The organism is Lipingzhangella rawalii, from assembly GCF_031628175.1.
In the GTDB taxonomy this organism is placed as follows: Bacteria; Actinomycetota; Actinomycetes; order Streptosporangiales; family Streptosporangiaceae; genus Lipingzhangella_A; species Lipingzhangella_A rawalii.
This window is the reverse complement of the sequence record NZ_JAVLVT010000006.1, coordinates 212,635-232,496: the sequence shown is the minus strand read 5'-3', so window position 1 is coordinate 232,496 and position 19,862 is coordinate 212,635. Positions and strand designations below refer to the sequence as shown.

At 67.7% G+C, this 19,862-nt stretch carries 17 protein-coding genes and 1 riboswitch; of the genes, 6 read left to right on the top strand and 11 right to left on the bottom strand.

The annotated features are described in order from the left end of the window. Nucleotides 1–94: 94 nt before the first annotated feature. From RIF23_RS14995 to RIF23_RS20845, 5 genes are all read right to left on the bottom strand, one after another. Nucleotides 95–1,357 (bottom strand): ATP-grasp domain-containing protein, encoded by a 1,263-nt coding sequence (locus RIF23_RS14995; protein ID WP_310913152.1) that lies wholly within the window; start codon nucleotides 1,355–1,357, stop codon nucleotides 95–97. Next, complete coding sequence (locus RIF23_RS14990) at nucleotides 1,354–2,577, bottom strand: ATP-grasp domain-containing protein (protein ID WP_310913151.1); 1,224 nt, start codon at nucleotides 2,575–2,577, stop codon at nucleotides 1,354–1,356. The genes RIF23_RS14995 and RIF23_RS14990 overlap by 4 nt, the downstream gene beginning before the upstream one ends. Continuing rightward, nucleotides 2,574–3,770, bottom strand: a complete 1,197-nt coding sequence (locus RIF23_RS14985; RefSeq protein WP_310913150.1) for an MFS transporter — start codon at nucleotides 3,768–3,770, stop codon at nucleotides 2,574–2,576. Before RIF23_RS14985 ends, RIF23_RS14990 begins: the two co-directional genes overlap by 4 nt. Continuing rightward, a complete protein-coding gene (locus tag RIF23_RS14980) occupies nucleotides 3,757–5,340 on the bottom strand; it encodes a hypothetical protein (RefSeq protein WP_310913149.1) in 1,584 nt (527 codons plus the stop codon). Before RIF23_RS14980 ends, RIF23_RS14985 begins: the two co-directional genes overlap by 14 nt. 121 nt (nucleotides 5,341–5,461) lie before the next feature. Next, nucleotides 5,462–5,689 (bottom strand): 4Fe-4S dicluster-binding protein, encoded by a 228-nt coding sequence (locus tag RIF23_RS20845; protein ID WP_407659479.1) that lies wholly within the window; start codon nucleotides 5,687–5,689, stop codon nucleotides 5,462–5,464. Nucleotides 5,690–6,269: 580 nt separating this feature from the next. Here RIF23_RS20845 and RIF23_RS14975 point away from each other — a divergent pair. Then, complete coding sequence (locus tag RIF23_RS14975; protein ID WP_310913148.1) at nucleotides 6,270–6,938, top strand: hypothetical protein; 669 nt, start codon at nucleotides 6,270–6,272, stop codon at nucleotides 6,936–6,938. Between the two features lie 473 nt (nucleotides 6,939–7,411). Here the strand turns inward: RIF23_RS14975 and metE are convergent, their stop codons facing one another. Continuing rightward, entirely contained in the window at nucleotides 7,412–9,712 is a 2,301-nt protein-coding gene (gene metE, locus RIF23_RS14970) for a 5-methyltetrahydropteroyltriglutamate--homocysteine S-methyltransferase (RefSeq protein WP_310913147.1), read from the bottom strand. Nucleotides 9,713–9,848: 136 nt separating this feature from the next. Then, a riboswitch (cobalamin riboswitch) is annotated at nucleotides 9,849–10,089 on the bottom strand. 651 nt (nucleotides 10,090–10,740) lie between these two features. Here metE and RIF23_RS14965 point away from each other — a divergent pair. The 3 genes from RIF23_RS14965 to RIF23_RS14955 all read left to right on the top strand — a co-directional run bounded on the left by RIF23_RS14965 (nucleotide 10,741) and on the right by RIF23_RS14955 (nucleotide 12,218). Beyond that, nucleotides 10,741–10,947: a hypothetical protein gene (locus tag RIF23_RS14965; protein ID WP_310913146.1), complete on the top strand. Its 207-nt coding sequence runs from the start codon at nucleotides 10,741–10,743 to the stop codon at nucleotides 10,945–10,947. After that, the gene (locus tag RIF23_RS14960; protein WP_310913145.1) at nucleotides 10,937–11,638 is read left to right on the top strand and encodes a hypothetical protein; all 702 of its coding nucleotides are present in this window, start codon (nucleotides 10,937–10,939) and stop codon (nucleotides 11,636–11,638) included. The genes RIF23_RS14965 and RIF23_RS14960 overlap by 11 nt, the downstream gene beginning before the upstream one ends. Before the next feature lie 163 nt (nucleotides 11,639–11,801). Beyond that, complete coding sequence (locus RIF23_RS14955) at nucleotides 11,802–12,218, top strand: MerR family transcriptional regulator (RefSeq protein WP_310913144.1); 417 nt, start codon at nucleotides 11,802–11,804, stop codon at nucleotides 12,216–12,218. Here RIF23_RS14955 and RIF23_RS14950 read toward each other — a convergent pair. The 3 genes from RIF23_RS14950 to RIF23_RS14940 form a co-directional block, all read right to left on the bottom strand. Continuing rightward, nucleotides 12,211–12,888: a sensor domain-containing protein gene (locus tag RIF23_RS14950; RefSeq protein ID WP_310913143.1), complete on the bottom strand. Its 678-nt coding sequence runs from the start codon at nucleotides 12,886–12,888 to the stop codon at nucleotides 12,211–12,213. The genes RIF23_RS14955 and RIF23_RS14950 overlap by 8 nt on opposite strands. Nucleotides 12,889–13,003: 115 nt before the next feature. Beyond that, nucleotides 13,004–13,492, bottom strand: coding sequence for a hypothetical protein (locus RIF23_RS14945; RefSeq protein ID WP_310913142.1), 489 nt, complete (start codon nucleotides 13,490–13,492; stop codon nucleotides 13,004–13,006). Nucleotides 13,493–13,670: 178 nt separating this feature from the next. Beyond that, nucleotides 13,671–14,519 (bottom strand): helix-turn-helix domain-containing GNAT family N-acetyltransferase, encoded by an 849-nt coding sequence (locus RIF23_RS14940; protein ID WP_310913141.1) that lies wholly within the window; start codon nucleotides 14,517–14,519, stop codon nucleotides 13,671–13,673. Between the two features lie 91 nt (nucleotides 14,520–14,610). On the opposite strand from RIF23_RS14940, the gene RIF23_RS14935 reads away from it, so the two are divergent. Both RIF23_RS14935 and RIF23_RS14930 read left to right on the top strand, forming a co-directional pair. Further along, entirely contained in the window at nucleotides 14,611–15,975 is a 1,365-nt protein-coding gene (locus RIF23_RS14935) for an FAD-dependent oxidoreductase (protein WP_310913140.1), read from the top strand. Between the two features lie 533 nt (nucleotides 15,976–16,508). Further along, the gene (locus RIF23_RS14930; protein ID WP_310913228.1) at nucleotides 16,509–17,780 is read left to right on the top strand and encodes an MFS transporter; all 1,272 of its coding nucleotides are present in this window, start codon (nucleotides 16,509–16,511) and stop codon (nucleotides 17,778–17,780) included. Between the two features lie 101 nt (nucleotides 17,781–17,881). On the opposite strand, the gene RIF23_RS14925 is transcribed toward RIF23_RS14930, so the two are convergent. Both RIF23_RS14925 and RIF23_RS14920 read right to left on the bottom strand, forming a co-directional pair. Continuing rightward, nucleotides 17,882–18,700, bottom strand: a complete 819-nt coding sequence (locus tag RIF23_RS14925; protein WP_310913139.1) for an enoyl-CoA hydratase/isomerase family protein — start codon at nucleotides 18,698–18,700, stop codon at nucleotides 17,882–17,884. A 236-nt stretch (nucleotides 18,701–18,936) separates the two neighbouring features. Continuing rightward, entirely contained in the window at nucleotides 18,937–19,713 is a 777-nt protein-coding gene (locus RIF23_RS14920) for a hypothetical protein (protein WP_310913138.1), read from the bottom strand. Between the last annotated feature and the right edge of the window lie 149 nt (nucleotides 19,714–19,862).

Below are 19,862 nucleotides of genomic sequence, written 5' to 3'. Positions count from 1 at the left end.
CGCAACGATCTCATCCAGCTGGTGACGACCGTGTTCGGCCTCGGAGACACATCCGAGGACCACAAGCGGCCGGTCATCCCCGGTGAACGGTCTACTACGCACAGACCACCCGCACGTTTCGCTCGGTTTCCTCGACCCAGTCCCGCGCGGTCTGCGCATCACCCAGGGGTGCCTTGACGATGAAGGCGGCAACGACCGAGCTCATGAAGTCGGCCGGCGGCAGTGTGATCTCGGCCCCCACCTTTCGCTCGATGACGGCGTCGGCAACCCACTTTCCGTCGAGCATGCTCTCCCAGCCCTCAATATGGCTGAAGCGCCCCTCCTGCCGCGAGAGGATTTTGCGGACCTCAGCGTAGGCTTCCGGCGCTCCGAAAGGTGCCACCTGCTGTCCGGTAGCTACTCGGATCACATCCGCGTAGAAGGGGCGATTCAGCGACAGGGGGACGAGATGGGACGAGATGAAGTCTCCACCGATTCGTCCCGCCACCTCGATCAGTTTGGGGCCCTGATCCGTGAGTTTGAATTCCAAATGGAATGCGCAGTCATGGAGTCCCAGCTCGGCCAGGACCTCGCGGACCATCTGCTGCGCAGATTCCGTATCCGCCTCCGTGAGCTGTGCGGGAAAGGCGTGGCCGTACTCCAGATAGTAGTCTGGCGTCGAGGACTTGCTGGTGAATCCGGCCACGTGGACGTCTGTGCCCGAGACAACGCCTTCAGCACTGAACTCCGGCCCCTCCACGAACTCCTCGTAGATCAACTCCCCAGGTGCATCCCGGAAGGATGCGTCGCCCGAACTCGTCATCGTGGTCAGGGCTGTCCAGGCCGCCCACGCCTCCTCGGGCCCGGTGACCCTGAAGATCCCCTTGCTTCCGGAGCCCGACGTGGGCTTGAGGATTCCCGGGTATCCAACCGACTCGAGTGCACGATCCATCCCGTCCCGGTCGTGCACCACCCGGAAAGCTGGAAGGTACTGGGGTAGCTGCGTCAAGGCCCGTCGCATCGCCCACTTGTTCCGGACGTTCCAGGCCTCATCAGGGCCGAGCCCCGGGAGCCCGAGTTCTCGCACCAGGTTGGCCGCGCTGAGCATATCGCGGTCAGCCCACGGAACGACTCCGTGAATGGTGAAGTCGCCAGCATGTGTGTCCAGCTGGTCGAGTACCTCGCTGGTGTTCGTCGTGTCGACGACCACCACACGCGTCGCGAGTTCCCGCTTCTCGTCCTCGGGCACGGAGTCCGTCACAAGGATCACGTCATACCCCAACGACCGTGCTGCCTGGAAGGCGGGGGCGTATTCGGTGACGGTGCGTCGAGTGTTGACAAACACCACGGCGGGGTGTCCTGGTGCGTCCAGGCTCACGCTGACTCCTTCGTCGAGATTGTGATTCCATGCGCAGCTCGAGCTGCTGTCTCCGAGGCGGAGGTTGTGTCCGTGCCAACGCCGATGACGTGTCCGGCACGCTCCCACGAACTGCGGAGCGCCGCGACCTCGTCCCCAGGGGATTTCGTCATCTCCACAGACACCACGCCCGGGATCGCCGCGACCTCGTCCACACCATCGATCAGCTCGATCTGTCCGGGATCGGACGATATGTAGCTGATGGCCGCAGAGCGGTTCGGTGCGGCGGGAAGCTCGACGGTATCACCGGCCAGGATGCGCATCCAGGCCTCCGTGGGATCAAAGCCCCAGGCGAGGCCGATGAGATCCATAATCTTGTCCCCGGGAGGGCGACCGGCGCACTCGACCAGGACCGCCCGCTCCACATCGCCGATCCACTCGGCGTGCATGATCCCCGATTGGAAGGACACCGCGTCGGCGAGCTGCTGCACGCGATCCCGCCACACCGCGCTCGGCGGGAGGGATGAGATTGCGTGGCCCATTTCGACGGGGTACCGGCCACCTGCGATGGTCTTGTAGGTCACGTTGACGAAGACGACTCGTCCGTCCTGCACGAGTGCTTCGGTGGAGAACTCCTCCCCGGGAAGCTCCCGTTCGACCATATACGACCAGTCGAATTCGCGATTGGCGAGCTGTACGCCTTCGTCGGCGTGCACCGATTCCGTCCACGCGGTCTGCGGGTCGTCGCCCGGGGTCAATTTCACGACGCCAAGGCTGGCCTGGCGCTCGGCGGGCTTCAGGACGCAGGGGCCATTGGCGAGGAACTCCTGCAACTCCTGCGCGGAGTTGATCCGCCGATACTCCGGTGCGAGCATGCCCTGGCGCTCTGTGGCCTCGCGCAGCCGGAGCTTATTGCACAGCGTGCGTGCCGCCGTGACTCCAGCCCCGGGAAGCCCCAGCTGGTCCGCGATCCCGGCTGCCGTGGGCACCGCGTATTCCAGCCCGGGCAGCACCGCATCGACGCCCCGCACGGAGTTCGGGTCAATCGTGACGTCCGCACGTTTCTGATACTCGGCAATGACCACGTCATCAATGTTGCCGAACTTTTTTCGTTTGGCGTCAAGATTCTTGTTGTTCCAGAGGTCTTTCTCCTCGACCACGGTGACTCGAGGTGGCTGCTCAATGTCATGCAGCGCCTGAAGAACGCCACTGTTGAATCCCACAAGCAGGATGTGCATCATGCAACTCGCTTCTCACTGGTCGTACGGATCCCCGTTACTAGAACGAGCGGAAATATGGCCGCAACCACAGCCGCCACCATGAGCAGATGCGGCGACTGGGCTATGAATGCCGCAGCGGCCGAAGCTCCGATGAACGAGCCCAGGGATTCGCCCACTCCGTTCGATATCTGCCGTAGGTTGATCAACTCGAGGGGACTGACCTCGGTACTGAGGTCCAGAAACGCGGTGTCTACTGACGGTATGTATATGGCCTCGCCGAGCGAGAATACGAAGACCACCAGGTAGAGGACCAGGACCGCGGTGGGGCTGATCCCCAGGACGAGCAGAGACGACGCGAGGACGAGCACACCCAGGGCCATTACCCTCATCGGGGACCACCCACGGGTGATCAGTGCCAGGGATCCCTTGGTCACGGGAATCTGCAACACCACGACGATCGCGGCGTTCAGAAAGAACAGTCCCCCCCGCAGCAGCGGGTCCTCGGTCGCCATGGCCGCGATGACCGGAAAACTCGAGAAGAGTTGTGCGTAAAGAGCCGCCCCCAGGGTTGCCAGAAGCACTGCCCGCTTGGCGTACGGACGGGAGAGCCCCTCCCGGATGACGTGCCACCGTAGGGGGGAACGGGCTGGCTCCGCCGATTCTCCACGGGCGGGAAGAATGAGAATGGAGCTCAGGGCTGCAACGAAGTATGCGAGACCGGTCACCAGAAAAACTGCCTCAGCCCCCCGGTCGAGAAGCAGGTTTCCGACAAAGGGGCCGATCGCTGCGGCGCAGTTGACCGCGATTTGAATTCCAGAGAACATTTTCTGGCGACGTTCGTTCTCCGGGATGTGTGTAGCGACAAACAGCTTGATGGCGGAGCCGTTGATACTCACCCCAAGACCTGCCGCCGTCAGCGTGGCGACGAGGGCCCAACCGGCGAGGTGTGGGGCAAGAACGAACGCACATCCGGCGAGCACGAGCCCGAAACCCGTGCTGACCCGAAAGGGCAGCCGGCTGATCACTGGCGTCAGGAACAGGCTTCCGGAGCGCATCGCCAGGTTGAACAGCATCAGGGTGCAGCCCACCATGAGTGGGGTGAGGATGTCCGTCAGGACGATGGCCAGGACGGGAGCAACAGTGAAGAAGCCCAGGTGCGACAGGAGGTAGTTGCCCAGTGTCGGCCCTGGGACACCTCGCCTAACGTCCAGCATGGAGTGCGGTCATTTCCGTGGGCTGTGGGAGGTAGGTACGCCGGTACCAGTCGATATCGAATCCTCGTATCTGGGTCCCGGTCCCTGATTCGCGCGCCGCTGCCACAAGTCTTTCGTAGGCGAGCTTGATCAGACTCGCCACAAAGACGGAATCCGCCAGGTCCTGTTCGTGGTATCTGCGGTCGACCGCACGGGACAGCCGCACATCGATGATCCCCACGAACCTCTCCGAACCGACGTGTATCTCTTCTGGAGCACGAATGGAGTGCTTCACCGAGTAGTTGATGTGACCGGGATGATGGAAGTCTGCATGCGTGGTGATATCCGGAGTTCCCGGTGGAGCGTAGACCTCGGCCACACCGTCGACGTCCTCGGCATTGTCGCTCCAGGGGCGGAAATGCCATGTGTTGTAGCGCATTCGTGAGGATATCGCCCACAACCGGTCAGCCTGACCGGCTTCGTGCTTCTCGGCGACGACACAGCAGTATTGGTCATCCAACCCCGAATTCACCAGTCGGGAACGATCGGAGTCCTGCACACTCCTGATGAGGTCCTGCGGTGTACGATACCCGCGGCTCATCGCCATCTCGGAGTCCGTGGCATGCCGCAACACCGTCAGGAGCTCTTCGAGGACGTCCGCGTAGGTGTCGCTCGCTGCGCCGTTGCTCGCTGCACGGTCCATCCGCGACTCGATAACGCCCGTCAGGGTTTCCGGATCCGCGGGATAACCGAGGTACTCCGACGACCGGACATGCTCGAGCAGGGATCTCGACGGCCCCCAGGCCTGCAAAGTCTGATGGCGCTTGTTCCGCAACACGCCATCAACCATGCGGAATCGCGGAGCGTGCACCGTGGCCGAACCGGGCGGTGCATCCACGGCCCCACCGCCGACACCGAGTTGGAGGCCGTTCAGGTACTCGAGGCCGTTGATCCCGAACGTGTCGATGAGCCACGCTCCACGTGTCACGAACAGCTGGGCGGCCTCGGGCCACTCCTCAAGCGGTACCTCTTCCAGTCCGTGCAGGAGGCAGTTGTGGTTGATCGGTTTGTGTGACTGGCCGGTGAGTGTCCGCGGGGACCGAAGGTTCGTGTAGTTCACCTGACCATGAAAGGTCGAGATGGGGGCACCGCGCCACAGAGCGTCCCGGAGGTCCGCCAGGGCCTGCGCGCGGGTTTCCGGAGCCCACTGTGCCAGTTCCCGATACGCAACAGCTGCCTCCTCCGTGTCTGCGGTCTGTGCCTCGGCGGCGCGTGCCAAGTACTCCTGAACGAGCTCCGCATCCCAGGAGAGGGTTCCGACCGGGTCGTGGACCGCGACGATGCGTTCCGTTGGCGGGGCGCCTGGAACGTCGATGTAGGGCTTGCCCCCGTGGGTATAGCCATAGCGCCCCCGAAACACGACACGTCCGGTGTTGTGTTCCCGGGACTGGAGTTCGAAGGCGATTCGCTCCGTGCGGGTGAGTTGGTCGTGGGCCAGGTTTGCATGGACGCGTCCGTCCACCGTCAACAGCGCCCACAGCCCGGTTGCGGAGTCCTCCTCGTGAAGCCGAGCTCGAAGTAGGTCAGCCACCTCTTCCAGCGGCCACGGAGTCTCATGCTCCGGGGGTGTGGACGTACCCGCCTCGAGAGACTCCCGGCTGGGGCGACTGCTGAGCTTCTTTTGTCTCGGTATGCGCTGGCGCGGATTCTCCCTAGCCACGCCGTACCTCATCCCAGATGGAGACGTCGGTGGTGGGCTCCCAGTCAGGGTCGGGGTAGATGCAGTCGACCGGGCATGCGGCAACACACTTGGGGCAGCCGGAACACAACTCGGGCACGATAATGACATCGTGCGAGACGTTCACAATTGCGTCGAACACACTCGGACACGCCCGTACACACGAGTTGCAATGAATACATTCATTAGCGGCGATTTTCATTGGCGGAGATTTCCAACGTGGGTCGCGCGTTTGCAGTTCGACTCGAACTTTGCGCGAGCCAAGGTCGTCGGGTCCGACCATCAAGTGATCCTAGCTCCATTAAACGACATTTTTGATGACTGTATCGAAGACCCGCTCGAAGTGGACAAGCGGGGCCGGTACAGATAAAGGTAGAATAATAGGATGAATTTTCGCTGGCTCGTGGCGATCCGGCCTCCCCCTGGCTTGTGCAGGTCAGATGGGAACCAGCCATGACCAAACTCGGGTGCCCGGGGGTGGCGCTCCGCTCCCGGCTGGGCTCTGGCACGAGGTGCGCAGCGGGACCAGCCTGTGTGCGGACCACCGGCGGCCGGGCCACTACACGGATCCGCCGACGCTGCGTGGCCCCTGCCCCGGCCACAGCTTCCGAAGCGGGGATGCCTGGCCCCAGGGGTGCGCTGACGTACCGGGGCCTCTCCCCAGCCATGAGGGCCACACCAGGCCGATGGGAGCCGGTGGGGCGGGACTGGAGCGGAGTCACGACCTACAGAGCAGGGCCTAAGCTAGACAATCGCGCAACGGCACTGGAGGTGTAACCGACATGCCCCCCTACGGCATCGATCCCCGATATCTGCGGCCCGGGCGCCGTTGGTACTGGGCCGGGAGTGGGATCATCGTGTTCGCGTTCGTGCTCGCGGTCGGGGGGTGTGGAGCGGGGCTCCTCCAGGCGATGTCGTCTCCCGAGTTCAACTCCCAGTTCACCGCCGGGGACGAGGTCGAGTTCGAGGCCCCGGCTCCAACCGATCCGGATCAGGCCTGGGTCCTCTACGTGGACACCCCAGCCGCGAATCCCTACGAGGCCGGTGACTGTACGGTTACCGGCCCTGGCGACCCGCCGGGCCTCACCGAAAGCTCCTACACACACGAGGTCGACGTTCACGGGACGTACTGGGAGCGCGCGGCGATCGTCCAGCTGGATCAGGCCGGAACCCACACCATCTCGTGCAGCAGTGACGACGCGGTCACCTACGCCATCGCCTACGCAGACAGTGACTCGGCGGCAACACGATCCGTCGGCATGGTGCTGGGGGTTTCCCTGATTCTGTTCACCGCACTTATCGCCGTTGGCGGCACCACGGTCATCGTCACCGCAGCACGGCGCCGCAAGCATCACCGCCAGCTACTCCAGCAGTACTACGGATCGGCAGCCGGGCCATCGCCGGGCCAGGGAGGCTACCCACCCCCGAGTGCAGGGCCACCCGCCGCCTGACCGGTGCCACCCCACGCCGCACCGTGATGCGGACGACGATCGCGGCGTGCAGCCACCACGTGCCGGGCACCGTCCCGGCGCCACGCAAGGGGGAAACCATGGCGCCGGGACGGGCAGGCCCCAGGACTCGCCGTCCTCGGCCGCAGGGGCCCAGTCCCGGGGTTCGGTGACAGTGTTCCCCGTAGCGGTGGATTTTCCCTTCCCGTTCGGGGAATCGAGGTGGGCGCCAAGGCGAGGTTCGACCCACCCCCACCGTCACCGCCGTGAACCACGGAACCGGACAGCCACCCCGGGGCCCTGGGAAGGGGCGGCGGGGCGTCGGGGCGCACGCGCTGCGGACACCGCGCTCCTCCTGCTGAACCCACGTCCCGGCGGGTTCTGTCGTCGGATCGAACGACATGGAGGTCCCGGTCCCTACCCGCCGCTGACCTCTGGGCAGAGACCGCCGGCCCGACGCCCCGGTGCCGCCGCCCCTACCGTTGTTCCGCGCGTACCTGCCGCGCGGCGGACACGAGGTTGCGCAGGGCCGGTTCGACCTCGGCGTAGCCGCGTGTCTTCAGGCCACAGTCCGGGTTCACCCACACACGCTCGGCGGGAACCGCGGCCACCGCGGTGCGCAGGAGGTTGCTGATCTCGTCAACGTCGGGAACCCGTGGTGAGTGGATGTCGTAGACACCTGGGCCCACCCCGCGGGCGAATCCCGCCGCGTTGAGGTCGGAAAGCACCTCCATCCGGGATCGTGCCGCCTCGATACTGGTCACGTCGGCGTCCAGCGCCGCGATGCCGGGCAGGATCTCCCCGAACTCGGAGTAGCAGAGATGGGTGTGGATTTGTGTGGAATCGGAGATGCCCGACGTCGCGAGCCGGAACGACTCCACGGACCAGGAGAGGTACTCCTTGTGCGCGGACTGGCGCAGGGGTAGCAGCTCCCGCAGAGCCGGCTCGTCCACCTGGATCGCACGGATCCCGGCCGACTCCAGGTCATGCACCTCGTCTCGAATTGCCAGGGCCACCTGCCGCGCGGTGTCGGCCAGCGGCTGGTCATCGCGGACGAAGGACCAGGCCAGAATCGTGACCGGCCCGGTCAGCATGCCCTTGACGGGGCGGTCGGTCAGGGACTGGGCGAACGTGGCCCACTCCACCGTCATCGGTTCCGGGCGGGACACGTCTCCGAAGAGCACCGGCGGCCGCACACACCGGGATCCGTAGGACTGGACCCAGCCGTGTTCGGTCGCGGCGAATCCGCGCAGCTGCTCGGCGAAGTACTGCACCATGTCGTTGCGCTCGGGCTCCCCGTGCACCAGCACATCCAACCCGATGTCTTCCTGCAACCGGATCACGCGTTCGATCTCGCTGCGCATCGCGGCGTGGTACTGCTCGGTGTCGAGCTGGCCGGCCCGGTGCTGGGCTCGTGCCCGGCGCAGTTCGTCGGTCTGGGGGAAAGACCCGATCGTTGTGGTGGGCAGCGCGGGCAGGCCCAACGAGGACTGCTGCTCCCCGGCGCGTTTGGCGTAGTCGCCCCGCTGGGCGTGCTCGGGCCGCAGGGAGTCCAGTCGCGCCCGAACCCGGGGCTCACGCAGGTCACTGGCGCTGCCCCGATCCGCCACGGCCGCGCGGGCCCGCGCCAACTCGTCCACCACGGACGCAGCGTCCTGCCCGTGGCGCAGGGCCCGACCGAGCAGCACCACCTCGGCGACCTTCTGCCGCGCGAAGGCCAGCCAGCTGCGCAGCCGTTCGGGCATTGCGGTCTCTCGGTCCACGTCGTAGGGAACGTGGAGCAGGGAACAGGAAGTGGACACCCCCAAACGCCCGACGCTGCCCAGCAGGGTGGCGGCCTTGGTCATCGCCGTGTCGACGTCGGTTCGCCAGATGTTGCGCCCGTCCACAACCCCGGCCACGACCTCCTTGTCCCGCAGGGCCGTCTGTGCGGCGGCCGCATCTCCGGCGGTGGGGTCGGTGACCAGGTCGAGAGCCAAACCCTCCACCGGTACGCGGGCGAGGGTCCCCAGCGCCTCCCCGAGGGAACCGAAGTAACTGGCCACCAGGATGCTCGGACGGTCTGGACGCCCACCCAGCCGGGTGTAGGCCTGGTCCAGCGCGGCCAGCTCCGCGGCGGAACGGTCGGCCACGAACGCCGGTTCGTCCAACTGGACCCACTCCGCCCCGGCGGAGTGCAGGGCGGCCAACAGCTCCTCGTACACCGGAAGCAGTCGTTCCAGGAGGGACAACGGCTGGAAGTCCTCCGGCGCGTCGGCGTGTGCCTTGGCCAGCAGCAGGAAGGTGACCGGCCCCAGCAGTACCGGCCGGGTCTCCAGGCCCAGTTTGCGGGCCTCAACGTACTCGTCGATGGGCTTGCTGCCCGCCAGTGCGAACCCGGTATCCGGGCCCAGCTCCGGAACCAGGTAGTGGTAGTTCGTGTCGAACCACTTGGTCATTTCCAGGGCGGGGGCCTGTTGGGTGCCGCGAGCCGCGGCGAAGTAGGTGTCCAGGGGGGAGAGCCCCAGCTCGGTGTGGCGCGGAGGTAGGGCACCGACCAGGGCTGCGGTGTCCAGAACCTGGTCGTAATAGGAGAAGGTGTTGGAGGGAATCGAGTCCAGCCCGGCCGCCTTGAGCTCGTCCCAGGTGTTCACCCGCAGTGTCCGGGCGGTTTCCTCCAGGTCGGCGGCGGTGCTGGTTCCGGCCCAGTAGCTTTCCACCGCACGCTTGAGCTCCCGATCGGGTCCGATCCGGGGATAGCCAAGAATGGTGGCGCCAACGGGGTTACGATCAGTCACTTGCTCTCTCCTCGCGAGCTCGTCTGCGGCGTCCGAGGCACGCGCGCAGCATCGGCGAGGAGGACCGGGGCACCCGGGTCGCTCTGTCTCTCGCTCCCTGCCCACCCGCGAGGCTCGGACGCAAGCGCCCACCGGGCGGTGGGCGCTACCACAGGCAGGTCTTCGGACTCGTGGGCGCGTGAGCTCTCGACACTCGGCCTACTGGCCGTCGCTTCCCGGACGTGGCGTCCAGTGCTTTACCGCGATCACCGCGGTGACGGCGTTCGTTCCCACTAACCGCTGCGGGGCAGTCCCGGATTCTCACCGGATTCCCTGTTGCCTCCCCCGGTCGCCACCGTGTGCTGACTCCCGGGAGAACCTGTCGCACTGTTGAGAGTAGCAACTCCGCGCCAACGCGGGGAGTCCTGGGGAGCAGCACCCACCCGGTAGGAGACCGCACTCCGCGCCCCGGTACTGGTCGCCGCCGGGCCAGCAGCAGTGCCAGCACCACCGGGCACGGCCGATGCTCCGCTGGCTGGTCGGCTCGGGGCCGCCGGTCCATTGCGGCGGCGCGCCGGGTGCGGCTGTCCCGGGCCGGCACGGCGGGTATCGACACGGCACAGCCCCCGTCAGTGACTGAGATACATGTCACGCTGCTCCGTGTTCGGGGATACCCGTCGCGCTGCCATGCCGCACTCCTGGACCACCAGGCCGCCACACCGCCGTGTGCAGCGGATTCGTGATGCGTTCGCGTGAACAGCGAACGTGTGCCCCTCCAGTAACCCTTCCCCAACGAGAGGGTAGAGTCGCTCCCGACAAGGTCAGCCGTAATCGCCGTGTGCTTCTGGCCTTCCGCTTGTCACGGTGGGGGCGGGCCAGGCTCTGGGCTGCGCCCGACCCCACCGTCACATCCACACCGTGGTATCCCCGCCGCGGCCGACACCATGCGTCGACCAGCAGGGATTGCGGACACCGCGCCATCTGGACGGCCCGGTCGGACCCAGTCGGGTCCGACCGGTCGCCGCCACAACCGAGACCTGAGGTAACACATGAGCGTGACCCGGCGGGAGATCGCCGACACTTTGGAGGGCGCGTTCAGCTCGGGGCCTCTGCGCCCCGGGCAGATGGTCAGCGCGGCCGAGTTGCAGGGCGCGTCGCCCGCCGTACTGGCCACTCTCGGCCAGCTCCCGGACGCTCCATACTCGAACCTGCGTAGCCTTTGGCAGCACCTTCCGGAGGTACCTCGTGATCGCTAACACCCAGCAGGAGGTCCCGGACGGCATCGTCGCACTCGCCGACGCCGCCGCACCGTGGGTCAACTCGGGCACCATCGGGGTGCTCCGTGGATTCGACCAGGCAAGCCGGGAACGCAGCGTTCAGCTGCGAGCACGGCTGTTGACCGACGAGCGAAGCCCGATCGATATCGCACCGCTGTCCACTCCCCGGCTGCGGGAGCAGCTCAGCCAGCCCGACTACCAGGATCTGTGCCTGTTGGTGGACTCGGGTGGCTGGCCCACGGTCAAGGCGCAGCGTCTGGCGGCCCTGCTGGGGCTTCCGCTGCTCCAGCGCCCCACCGAGACCACCCCACCGGCAACCGTGCTCGGACTGCGCGAGAATGAGGAGATCATTGACGTCGCGCTCAGTGACTTCGAGATCTACCCCAGCACACCCGAGGCGGGACAGCTCCACGTGAGCCTGGACGGCCAGGAGCTCCCGGTGAGCGACACCCGACACCTGCGTGTCCGGCTGGGCGACGGCCCGACGTCGGGTCAGCTGGTCTGTGCGGTGGCCGATGACGAGAACTCGGCGTTCTCGGGCTCCGTGCTGACGGTGGATCCCGCGCAGCACAGCTTCACCGTGTTGCGCGACGGACGGCCGGTTGCCGATATCACCCGAAGCACACGGTGTGTCGCACTCCCGGACCGGCTGCACGTCATCCATCCCTGAGGCCGTCGTCCGTCGGCACGGCCCAGCCCGGACTCAGCCTGCCGCAGTACCGCGCCCACGAGCGGGTGACTGTTCCGAGCGGCCTGCCCGGTCCTACGGCGCCGACAGCAGCCGTGGGGCCGGGCCTGGACGATAGGGTGGCAGGCTCCGAGGAGGTGCGGTGATGGCCACGGAGCACATGCAAATCGGCACTGTCGCAGAACGAACCGGTCTGTCGCTGCGCACCATCCGGTACTACGACGAGATGGGGCTGGTCACGCCGTCGGCCCGTTCTCCAGGCGGATTCCGGTTGTACTGCGAATCCGATGTGCAGCGGCTGCTGTTGATCACACGGATGCGTCCCCTGGAGTTCAGTCTGGAGGACACCCGCCGGCTACTGAATATCCTGGATCAACTGGATCGGCTGCCCGTGGGGGACGGGGAACACGACCACCGCACGCGGCTGTTGCAGCAGCTCTCCGAGTTCGAGGAGGCTATCGCCAGCCGCTGCGCCTCGCTCCGCGAGCAGCTCACGCAGGCCGAAGCCTTTGCCGAGCAGTTGCGTGCGCAGAGTGGACGCCCCTCCGCGCCCCTCATGTGAGGGTCGTTCCCGGCCCCTGGGGCGCGGGTTCGGGGTTCGGGGTGCCCTCCGGGGCCAGTGGGGGGAGTGGGGCCAGGAATCCCTGAGCCAGGCTTGCCTGGACCAGGGCAGCTCCACGAACCACGATCGGCAGGGTTGCCGCGAACAGGATCCCTATTCCCGTGTGCGCGAGTACGGCGAGTCCCAGGCTGTCACCGTAGCCGAGCAGCTCCACCAGCCCGTGGTTTCCGGGAATACCGTGCACGATCCACGCATAGGCGGGGTAGGTGACCCCAGCGAGGGCAACCGCCCACCACACCACGACCAGCACGAAGGTGACGACCGCGAGGGGAAACCGCAGGATGCCGTGCGCGACGTCCATCCAGCTTTGTGGGCAGGTTAGTGGTGTGATCACACTCCGAAACCCACGGTCCGACGCCGCCGCGCTTCGGTGCCGAGGCGTTCCCAGGGTGTGTCCCAGGACGATGGGTGCGAGAGCCCGTTCGGTGGCCGCGAATCCGCGGGCCACCCGTAGTGTCGCCGCGAGGATCGGCAACCCCACCCCGAGCAGGGCCGTGCCCAGCCCCAGTGCACCTCCCGCAACGAGGAGAACGAACGCCAGGACGGACGTGGGAAAACCGACCAGCACATAGCGGGAGTCGGCGCTGAGTTGTCGCAGGATAGATCGCATGGCGGCAAGCTATGCGCCGATGCGTGTGGCGGGCACTACCCGCAGCCCCCGAACTCGTGGGGGTGCGGCCACCACCGCCGCTGCGGGACCGGGGGCGTCTGTGCCTGCGGGGCCATCAGGTTCCGGATTCGCTCTCGCCGCCACTCCCCGGGGCGAGCCAGGCGCGCACGTTGCTCTTGCCGAGGTTTATCCCAGCCAGAACCACGAACAGCACCCCGAAAAATCCCAGGTAGATGAATGTGGGCGCGGGAAACCCGATGAGACTGGAATGTTTGAAACCGGTCGCCACTGAATATCCGGAACAGAGGATTCCGGGAATGGACAGCACGGCGACCAGCACCTGTGTCCGGGCGGGTCGCAGTACGACCAGTAGCGCCGAGAGCAGGTGGAGGCCAGCCGACCCGTACCACAGCGCCGGTATGTAGTTGGTGATCCCCGGGGGTTCACTCCCGTACCGGGTGAGTCCGTCGAGGCTGGACGACAGGGGGGAGGCGAGCCCCGCCACCACGAGTGCGGCAAACACCAGGGAGGCAGCGGCCAGCCACACACCGGCCGGTGGCCGTTGGGGATTGTGCGTCTGCGCGGAATTCTGGGGGATACTCATCGCAGTAGAGTAATCCGATACGTCCTCCCGGAAAAGAGGGGACGCCGCATTCTGGCCGAGGAGTGTACTGCGGCCCTCGAAAAGGTGGAGGATCCGCCCCAGGAGGGCGGTGGCCAGGTCCGCTGTGGGCAGGGGACTGTGGCGTGCAGCCGGGGCCGCCACGCGACGCCGCCGTTCTTCAGTCCTGAGCCCGGCGGCGTTCCAGTAGCACAGTGTCGCGCCAGGTGCCGTGGTGCCGGGCGATGCGCTCCCGGATCCCGACCGTACGGAATCCGGCCGAGTGGTGGAGTGCGAGGCTGGCCTTGTTCTCCGGGAAGATCGTGGTTTGTAGTGTCCACAGGCCGCCGTTGTCGGCTTCGGTGACCTGGGTGTAGATCAGGGAACGGCCCACTCCCCGCCCTCGCGCGGACTCGGCCACGTAGACGGAGGTCTCGGCCACGCCCGCGTACACCGCACGCGTGGACGTGGGGCTGGCGGCGGCCCAGCCGACGACCGCACCATCCAGCTCGGCCACCCAGCGATGCTCCGGCAGCCACTTGGACTGAAGTGCCTCGGTGTCCGGAACCTCGGTCTCGAAGGTGGCGTTTCCGGAATCGATGCCCTGGGCGTAGATATCGCGGACCGCCACCAGGTCGGCGTCGGACATCGCCCGCACACGCACGTCGGGCGGTAGGTCGGTGGGGCAGCACGGGCGGGCGTCCAGCAGCCCCATGACCGCGTCCGCGGCGTGCGGCAGGCCGCTACAGCAGGCCGGATTCATGGTCACCCGGGTGGCCGTTCCGTCCTTGGCCACAACGAGGAACCCCACATCGGCGAGCTTACGGACGTGGTGCGACACGGTGGGCTGGCCGACCCCGAGGGTCTCCGCGAGCTCCCCCACGGTGCACCCGCCGGGACGGGCGGCGACCGCGTGGAGCAGCCGGACCCGGGTGGGCTCGGCCAGGCAGGAGAACCAGCCGGCGTAGGTCGTTGCGTCGGCGGTGGACAGGGCCGGGGGGTCAACGGTCGCGGTGGAGAGGACACTCATCCCTCCATTATCGACGACAGTCGATGTTGCGTCCATCGATGTTCATCGATACTGTCCCATTTAATCGACGAACATCGATGGAAGGATGCGCATGCAGCAGGATCTTCCTGTCGTGGTGATCGGCGCCGGACCGACCGGACTGGCCGCAGCCTCGGAGCTCGACCGCCGAGGACTGCCCGTCCTGGTCCTGGAGCGCGGAGACGAAGCCGCGACATCCGTACGCGAGTGGGCTCATGTCCGGCTGTTCTCACCGTGGCGGGACCTCACGGCCCCCGCTGCCACCGCGCTACTCGAGGCGCGGGGCTGGCAGCCGCCATCCGAGGACATCCATCCGACGGGGGCGGAATGGGTGCGGGACTATCTCGCACCGCTCGCCGCCGAACTGGCGCCGGTGATCCGCTACCGCGCCCGGGTCGTCGGGGTAAGCCGGGAGGGGCTGGACCGCGTCGTGGACGCGGACCGCGCCGAACGCCCGTTCACCCTGCGCCTACGCACGGCCGCCAGCCTCGAGGAACGGATCCACGCCCGAGCGGTGATCGACGCCTCCGGGACCTGGACCACACCCAACCCCCTGGGGGCGGACGGGCTGCCGGCGTCCGGGGAACAGTCCGCACCGGAGCGGATCGGCAACCGCATCCCGGATCTGGCACAGCCGGACGTGCGCCGTCGATTCTCCGGTGGCACCACCGCGGTGGTGGGCCGGGGACACTCGGCACTCACCGCCCTCGTGACGCTGTCCGAACTGGCCACCGAAACTCCCGGAACCCGGATTCTGTGGGTACTGCGGCGATCCAGCATCGGCGACGCCTTCGGAGGTGGGGACGACGACCAGCTTGCGGCCCGCGGGGCCCTGGGGATGCGGGCCCGCGCGGCGGTGGATGCCGGACACGTGCGGGTGGTGACCGGATTCCGCACCGCGGAGGTACGCACCACGCCCCGAGGGCTGGTCCTGGTCGGTACCGACGCTCAGGAGCTGGAGCCCGTGCACCAAATCCTGAACCTGACCGGCTTCCGACCGGACCTGTCCTGGTTGAACGAGCTTCGCCTGGGCCTCGATCCCGCACTTCAGGCGCCGGTGCAGCTGGCCCCACTGATCGACCCGAACGTGCACTCCTGCGGGACCGTCTACCCCCATGGGGCCGCAGAGCTTGCCCATCCCGAGCCCGGGTTCTACCTGGCGGGCATGAAGTCCTACGGTCGCGCCCCCACATTCCTCGCGCTGACCGGCTACGAGCAGGTCCGTAGCATCGCCGCCGAGCTGGCTGGGGACCGGGCGTCCGCGGCCCGGGTGGAACTGACGCTTCCCGAGACGGGCGTGTGCTCCGGATCCGGGATCGCCGACCAGCCGCAGGCCGACACCGCATCCCCAGCCGCGGGGGGATCCTGCGGCACCGGCTGCGACCCGAGTCCCGAGACACAGCCCCTGGCGGGCAGCACCCCGCCGCGAAACCGCTAGACCGGGATTCGGGAAGGGTGCGGCGGTGGCCTCGGAGGCGGAGGGGGCGCGTTGGACAGTTCCGGCGTCGCACGTGGCATGCGTGTCCTCGCGGATCGCGACCACGCGCCCCCGGCCATGGCCGCCGCACCCGACCACGCTGGCCGCGATGCGCGGACCCGAGTCCTGCCCGGGAGGCCGCACCGCGGCCGACACACGCCAGGGACGGGACGGCTGGCGGGACTGGGGCATTCGGCAGGCGTGGTACCGGCACCTGCGCATCCACACGCGCCGTTTCGGCCGTCCATTGCGGGGTCGCCAACCGCTGCCTCCGTAACGGCTGACCCGAATAGCACTTTGTCGACATGACGATATGAAGCTCTGGCCATGTTCCACGAGCACACCGTGGTCGCCCGCCCGGGACCGCCCGGAGCCGGGGCACGGGGCCGAGATAGGGTTGCGCGGTCCCGTGCCCACCACGCAGCGCATCCCGCCGGTGGGACCGCGGAGGCGACCAGCCCTCAATACCCAACTCAGGAAGTGCAGTGCGCAGGATGCCCACCACCGCGGCACCGGCTCCGTCCGCGACACCGGAACCGGAACCCGAGATCGCCCCCGGGGCGTGGCTGGCCCTGCTCGCCCTGTGCGTGACCGTGACCACCAGTTACGGAGTGCTGTTCTACGCCTTTCCGGTGCTCGCCCCCATCATCAGCGCCGTCGAGGGCTGGTCCCTGGTCCACGTCACCGCGGCCTTCTCCGCGTCCCAGGTTGTCGCTGGACTCGGTGGCGCCCTGGTCGGGCGGTGGCTGGAGCGGTCGGGACCGCGCTGGGTGATGACCCTGGGTGCGGTTGGCGCGGTGCCCGCACTCCTCGGGGTTGCCCTCGCCCCGGATCTGCTGTGGTTCACCGCGGCCTGGCTGGCGGCGGGCGCGGCCATGTCCGGACTGTTCTACCCGCCCGCCTTCGCCGCGGTCACCCGATGGTTCGGTGCGCGACGCGTCCGTGGACTGACTGTGCTGACGCTCGTTGCGGGCCTGGCAAGCACGATCTTCGCCCCGCTGGCCGCGGCGCTGGTCGACGCGCTGGGCTGGCGCGGCACCTATCTCGTCCTCGCGGGAGTCCTCGCCGTCGTCGTCATTCCGCTCCACGCGCTGGCGCTCACCCCCAGCTGGCACCGCCCAACGGCCGGGACTACCCCACATGGCCAATCCGGTGCAGCGGACGCGACCGGCCCAGAAAACGCGATCGGTCCCATCCTGCGGAGCCGGGCCTTCATCGCCCTGACCACGGCGTTGACCCTGGCCGCGTTCGGTGCCTACGCGGTGGTGATCAACCTCGTCCCGCTGTTGGAGGAACGCGGCTTCGACGCGAGTACCGCGGCGTGGGCCCTGGGCGTCGGCGGCATCGGACAGGTGCTGGGCCGGCTGGGCTACGGGCCGCTCGTGCGACACACCGGGCCCCTGTCCCGGATCGTGGTGATCCTGATGGTGTGTGCGGTCAGCACGGCCCTGTTGGCACTCCCGGCTCCGGTGACCGTGGTGATGCTGCTGGCACTCCTGGCCGGTATGGCGCGCGGCGTGTTCACTCTGCTTCAGGCGACCGCCATCAGCGACCGGTGGGGAGAGGCTCGTTACCCAACCCTGAACGGGGTGATGCACACACCACTGATGCTTGCCATCGCCCTGGCCCCGTGGGCGGGAGCGGCCCTGGCAGGGCTCCTCGGGGGATACCCCGCCATGTTCGCCGCACTCGCCGCGATCGGCGTCGTCAGTGTGCTGGCGGCCCTGTTCAGCCGTGTGCCCCACCCCAGGGGAGACGACACCTGACGACGGTGGTGCCGGTGTCGCTGGCCGGTTCACTGTGGGTTCACTGTGGCCGTCCCCAACGGTGGCCACCGGATCGACGGTGCGCGCCCCGCGCGGACCTCCTACTCTCCGGAGAGCAGGGCGAACAGGCGCTCGACCTGGGCAGTTCGCTCGGCCGCCGCGGCTTCCTCGAGGCCGGACGCATCGGCGGCACGCTGCAACACCCGCTTGGTGGCGCTGGCGGCACCGGCCGGGACCGTCAGCAGGGCTCCGGTGAGGTCGGCGACGGTATCGCTCAGTTCGGCCGCGGGCACGACCAATTCCGCGAGCCGCAGCTCGCGGGCCTCGCCTGCGTCCACGGTACGGGCGGTGAGGCACAGCTCCATCGCCCGGTGCACACCGACGAGATCCACCAGCGGCTTGGTCCCGGTCAGGTCGGGGACCAGCCCCAGCGCGGGCTCCTTCATGCACAGCTGCGCATCCTCGGCGAGGATCCGAATGTCACACGACAGGGCCAGCTGGAATCCGGCCCCGATCGCGTGCCCCCGGACCGCGGCGATGGTGACCACCTCGGGGCGACGCAGCCATGTGAAGCCCCGTTGGACTCCAGCGATGATCTCCTCCAACTCGGCCCGCCCACTGTCGGACTGGGCAGCCTGTTGGGCCTGGGCCAGCAGCGAGGGCTCCCCGTCCGGGCCCTCGGGGTCGAACATGGCGAGATCGATACCCGCGGAGAAGGTATCGCCCTCCCCCCGGAACACCACGACCCGCACGTCGTCCGGCAGCGCGTCCCCGATCCGGGCCAGGGTGTGCCAGGTGCGTGCGGTCATCGCGTTACGACGGTCGAGCCGGTCCAGCACGACCGTCGCCACCGCGCCGTCAATCTCCAGACGGAGCCGCGCCTGAGTCAACTCCTGCTCCGTGGGCAACTTCGTGCTCATCCCGCCTCCAGGTTCTCGGTTCGGGTGCCTGGGCTGCGCACCAACCACCGTTCTACCAGCCGGTAACCGGCATGGGGGATCGGGAACGGTTCTCGGCGCTGTCCACCCGCTGGTCCGGTCGCCGGGACGCTGCGGCGTCCGCTCCGTCGCGGCGGGGCTGGCTGGGAACCGCTCGGCCGGCATGCACCCGACCGGGGGTGCCGGGGCGCCGGGCACGCCATGGAAACGGGGCAGATTCAGTACACGATGGCGTACTCGGCGAGCTGGTTTTCCAGGTGTGGTGGAATCTCGGCGCGAATCATCGCGTCCTCCAGGGAGAGGAAGGCCCCCTCACTCGCCCTGCTCTGCAAGAGTGCCTCCACGTGGTGGGATGCCAGCCCGGGCAGCTGGGCGAGCCCCGCGGCCGGGGCCCGGTTGAGATCGATGAGTCCGCCATCGTCGTAGCCGGTCTGTCGATCGGGCCGGCCGATTCCCAGCTCAACCGCGCGGGACGGCTCCTCGTGCGCCAGGGCCCGGGCTGCGGCCCGGGCGTGGGCGGGCCCATTGGGTGGGCCGGGCCGCTGCTGGTGTGGTGCGCTCAGCATCCGGGTGGGCTCCGCCTCGCCCGGCTGGGGGCCGGGTCCTCCCGGACGTGCGGCCGGGACCTGGTCCACGGGGACCTCGGTCACCCGGAACACGTGCGGACGCAGGGCGATCGCCGCGCAGATGGATCCGACAAGGTTGAGCCCCAATGCAATGTCGAACACCCACTCCGTGTCCACGGACGCGAACATGGTCACGGTCAGCATGACGAACACCACGGCGGCGATCACAGTGACAGGGGAACGGCGCCGCACCGCGGCGTAGGTGAAGGTGAACGGGGCCAGCAGGCCCAGGCTCAGGATCGGGAGCAGAACCCACACCGTGCCGCGCGGCAGGTAGCGCCCACGGCCGGGGGTACGAGGGGACGCGGGCGTGGTCGCGTTCCACGGATCATTCCGGGGGTGGGACTCCCCGCTGTTCATCTGCGCCACGGCGTGCCCTCAACGACGACAGTCAACCAGGTCCGACCGGTCCAGGCTTCGGGCTAATTGTCCCACGCGGCACGTGAGCCGTGTCCAGACCAGGGAGGACCCGGACCGGCCCCCGTACCGGTGGGACGTACGGCGGGCGCGCTTCGATG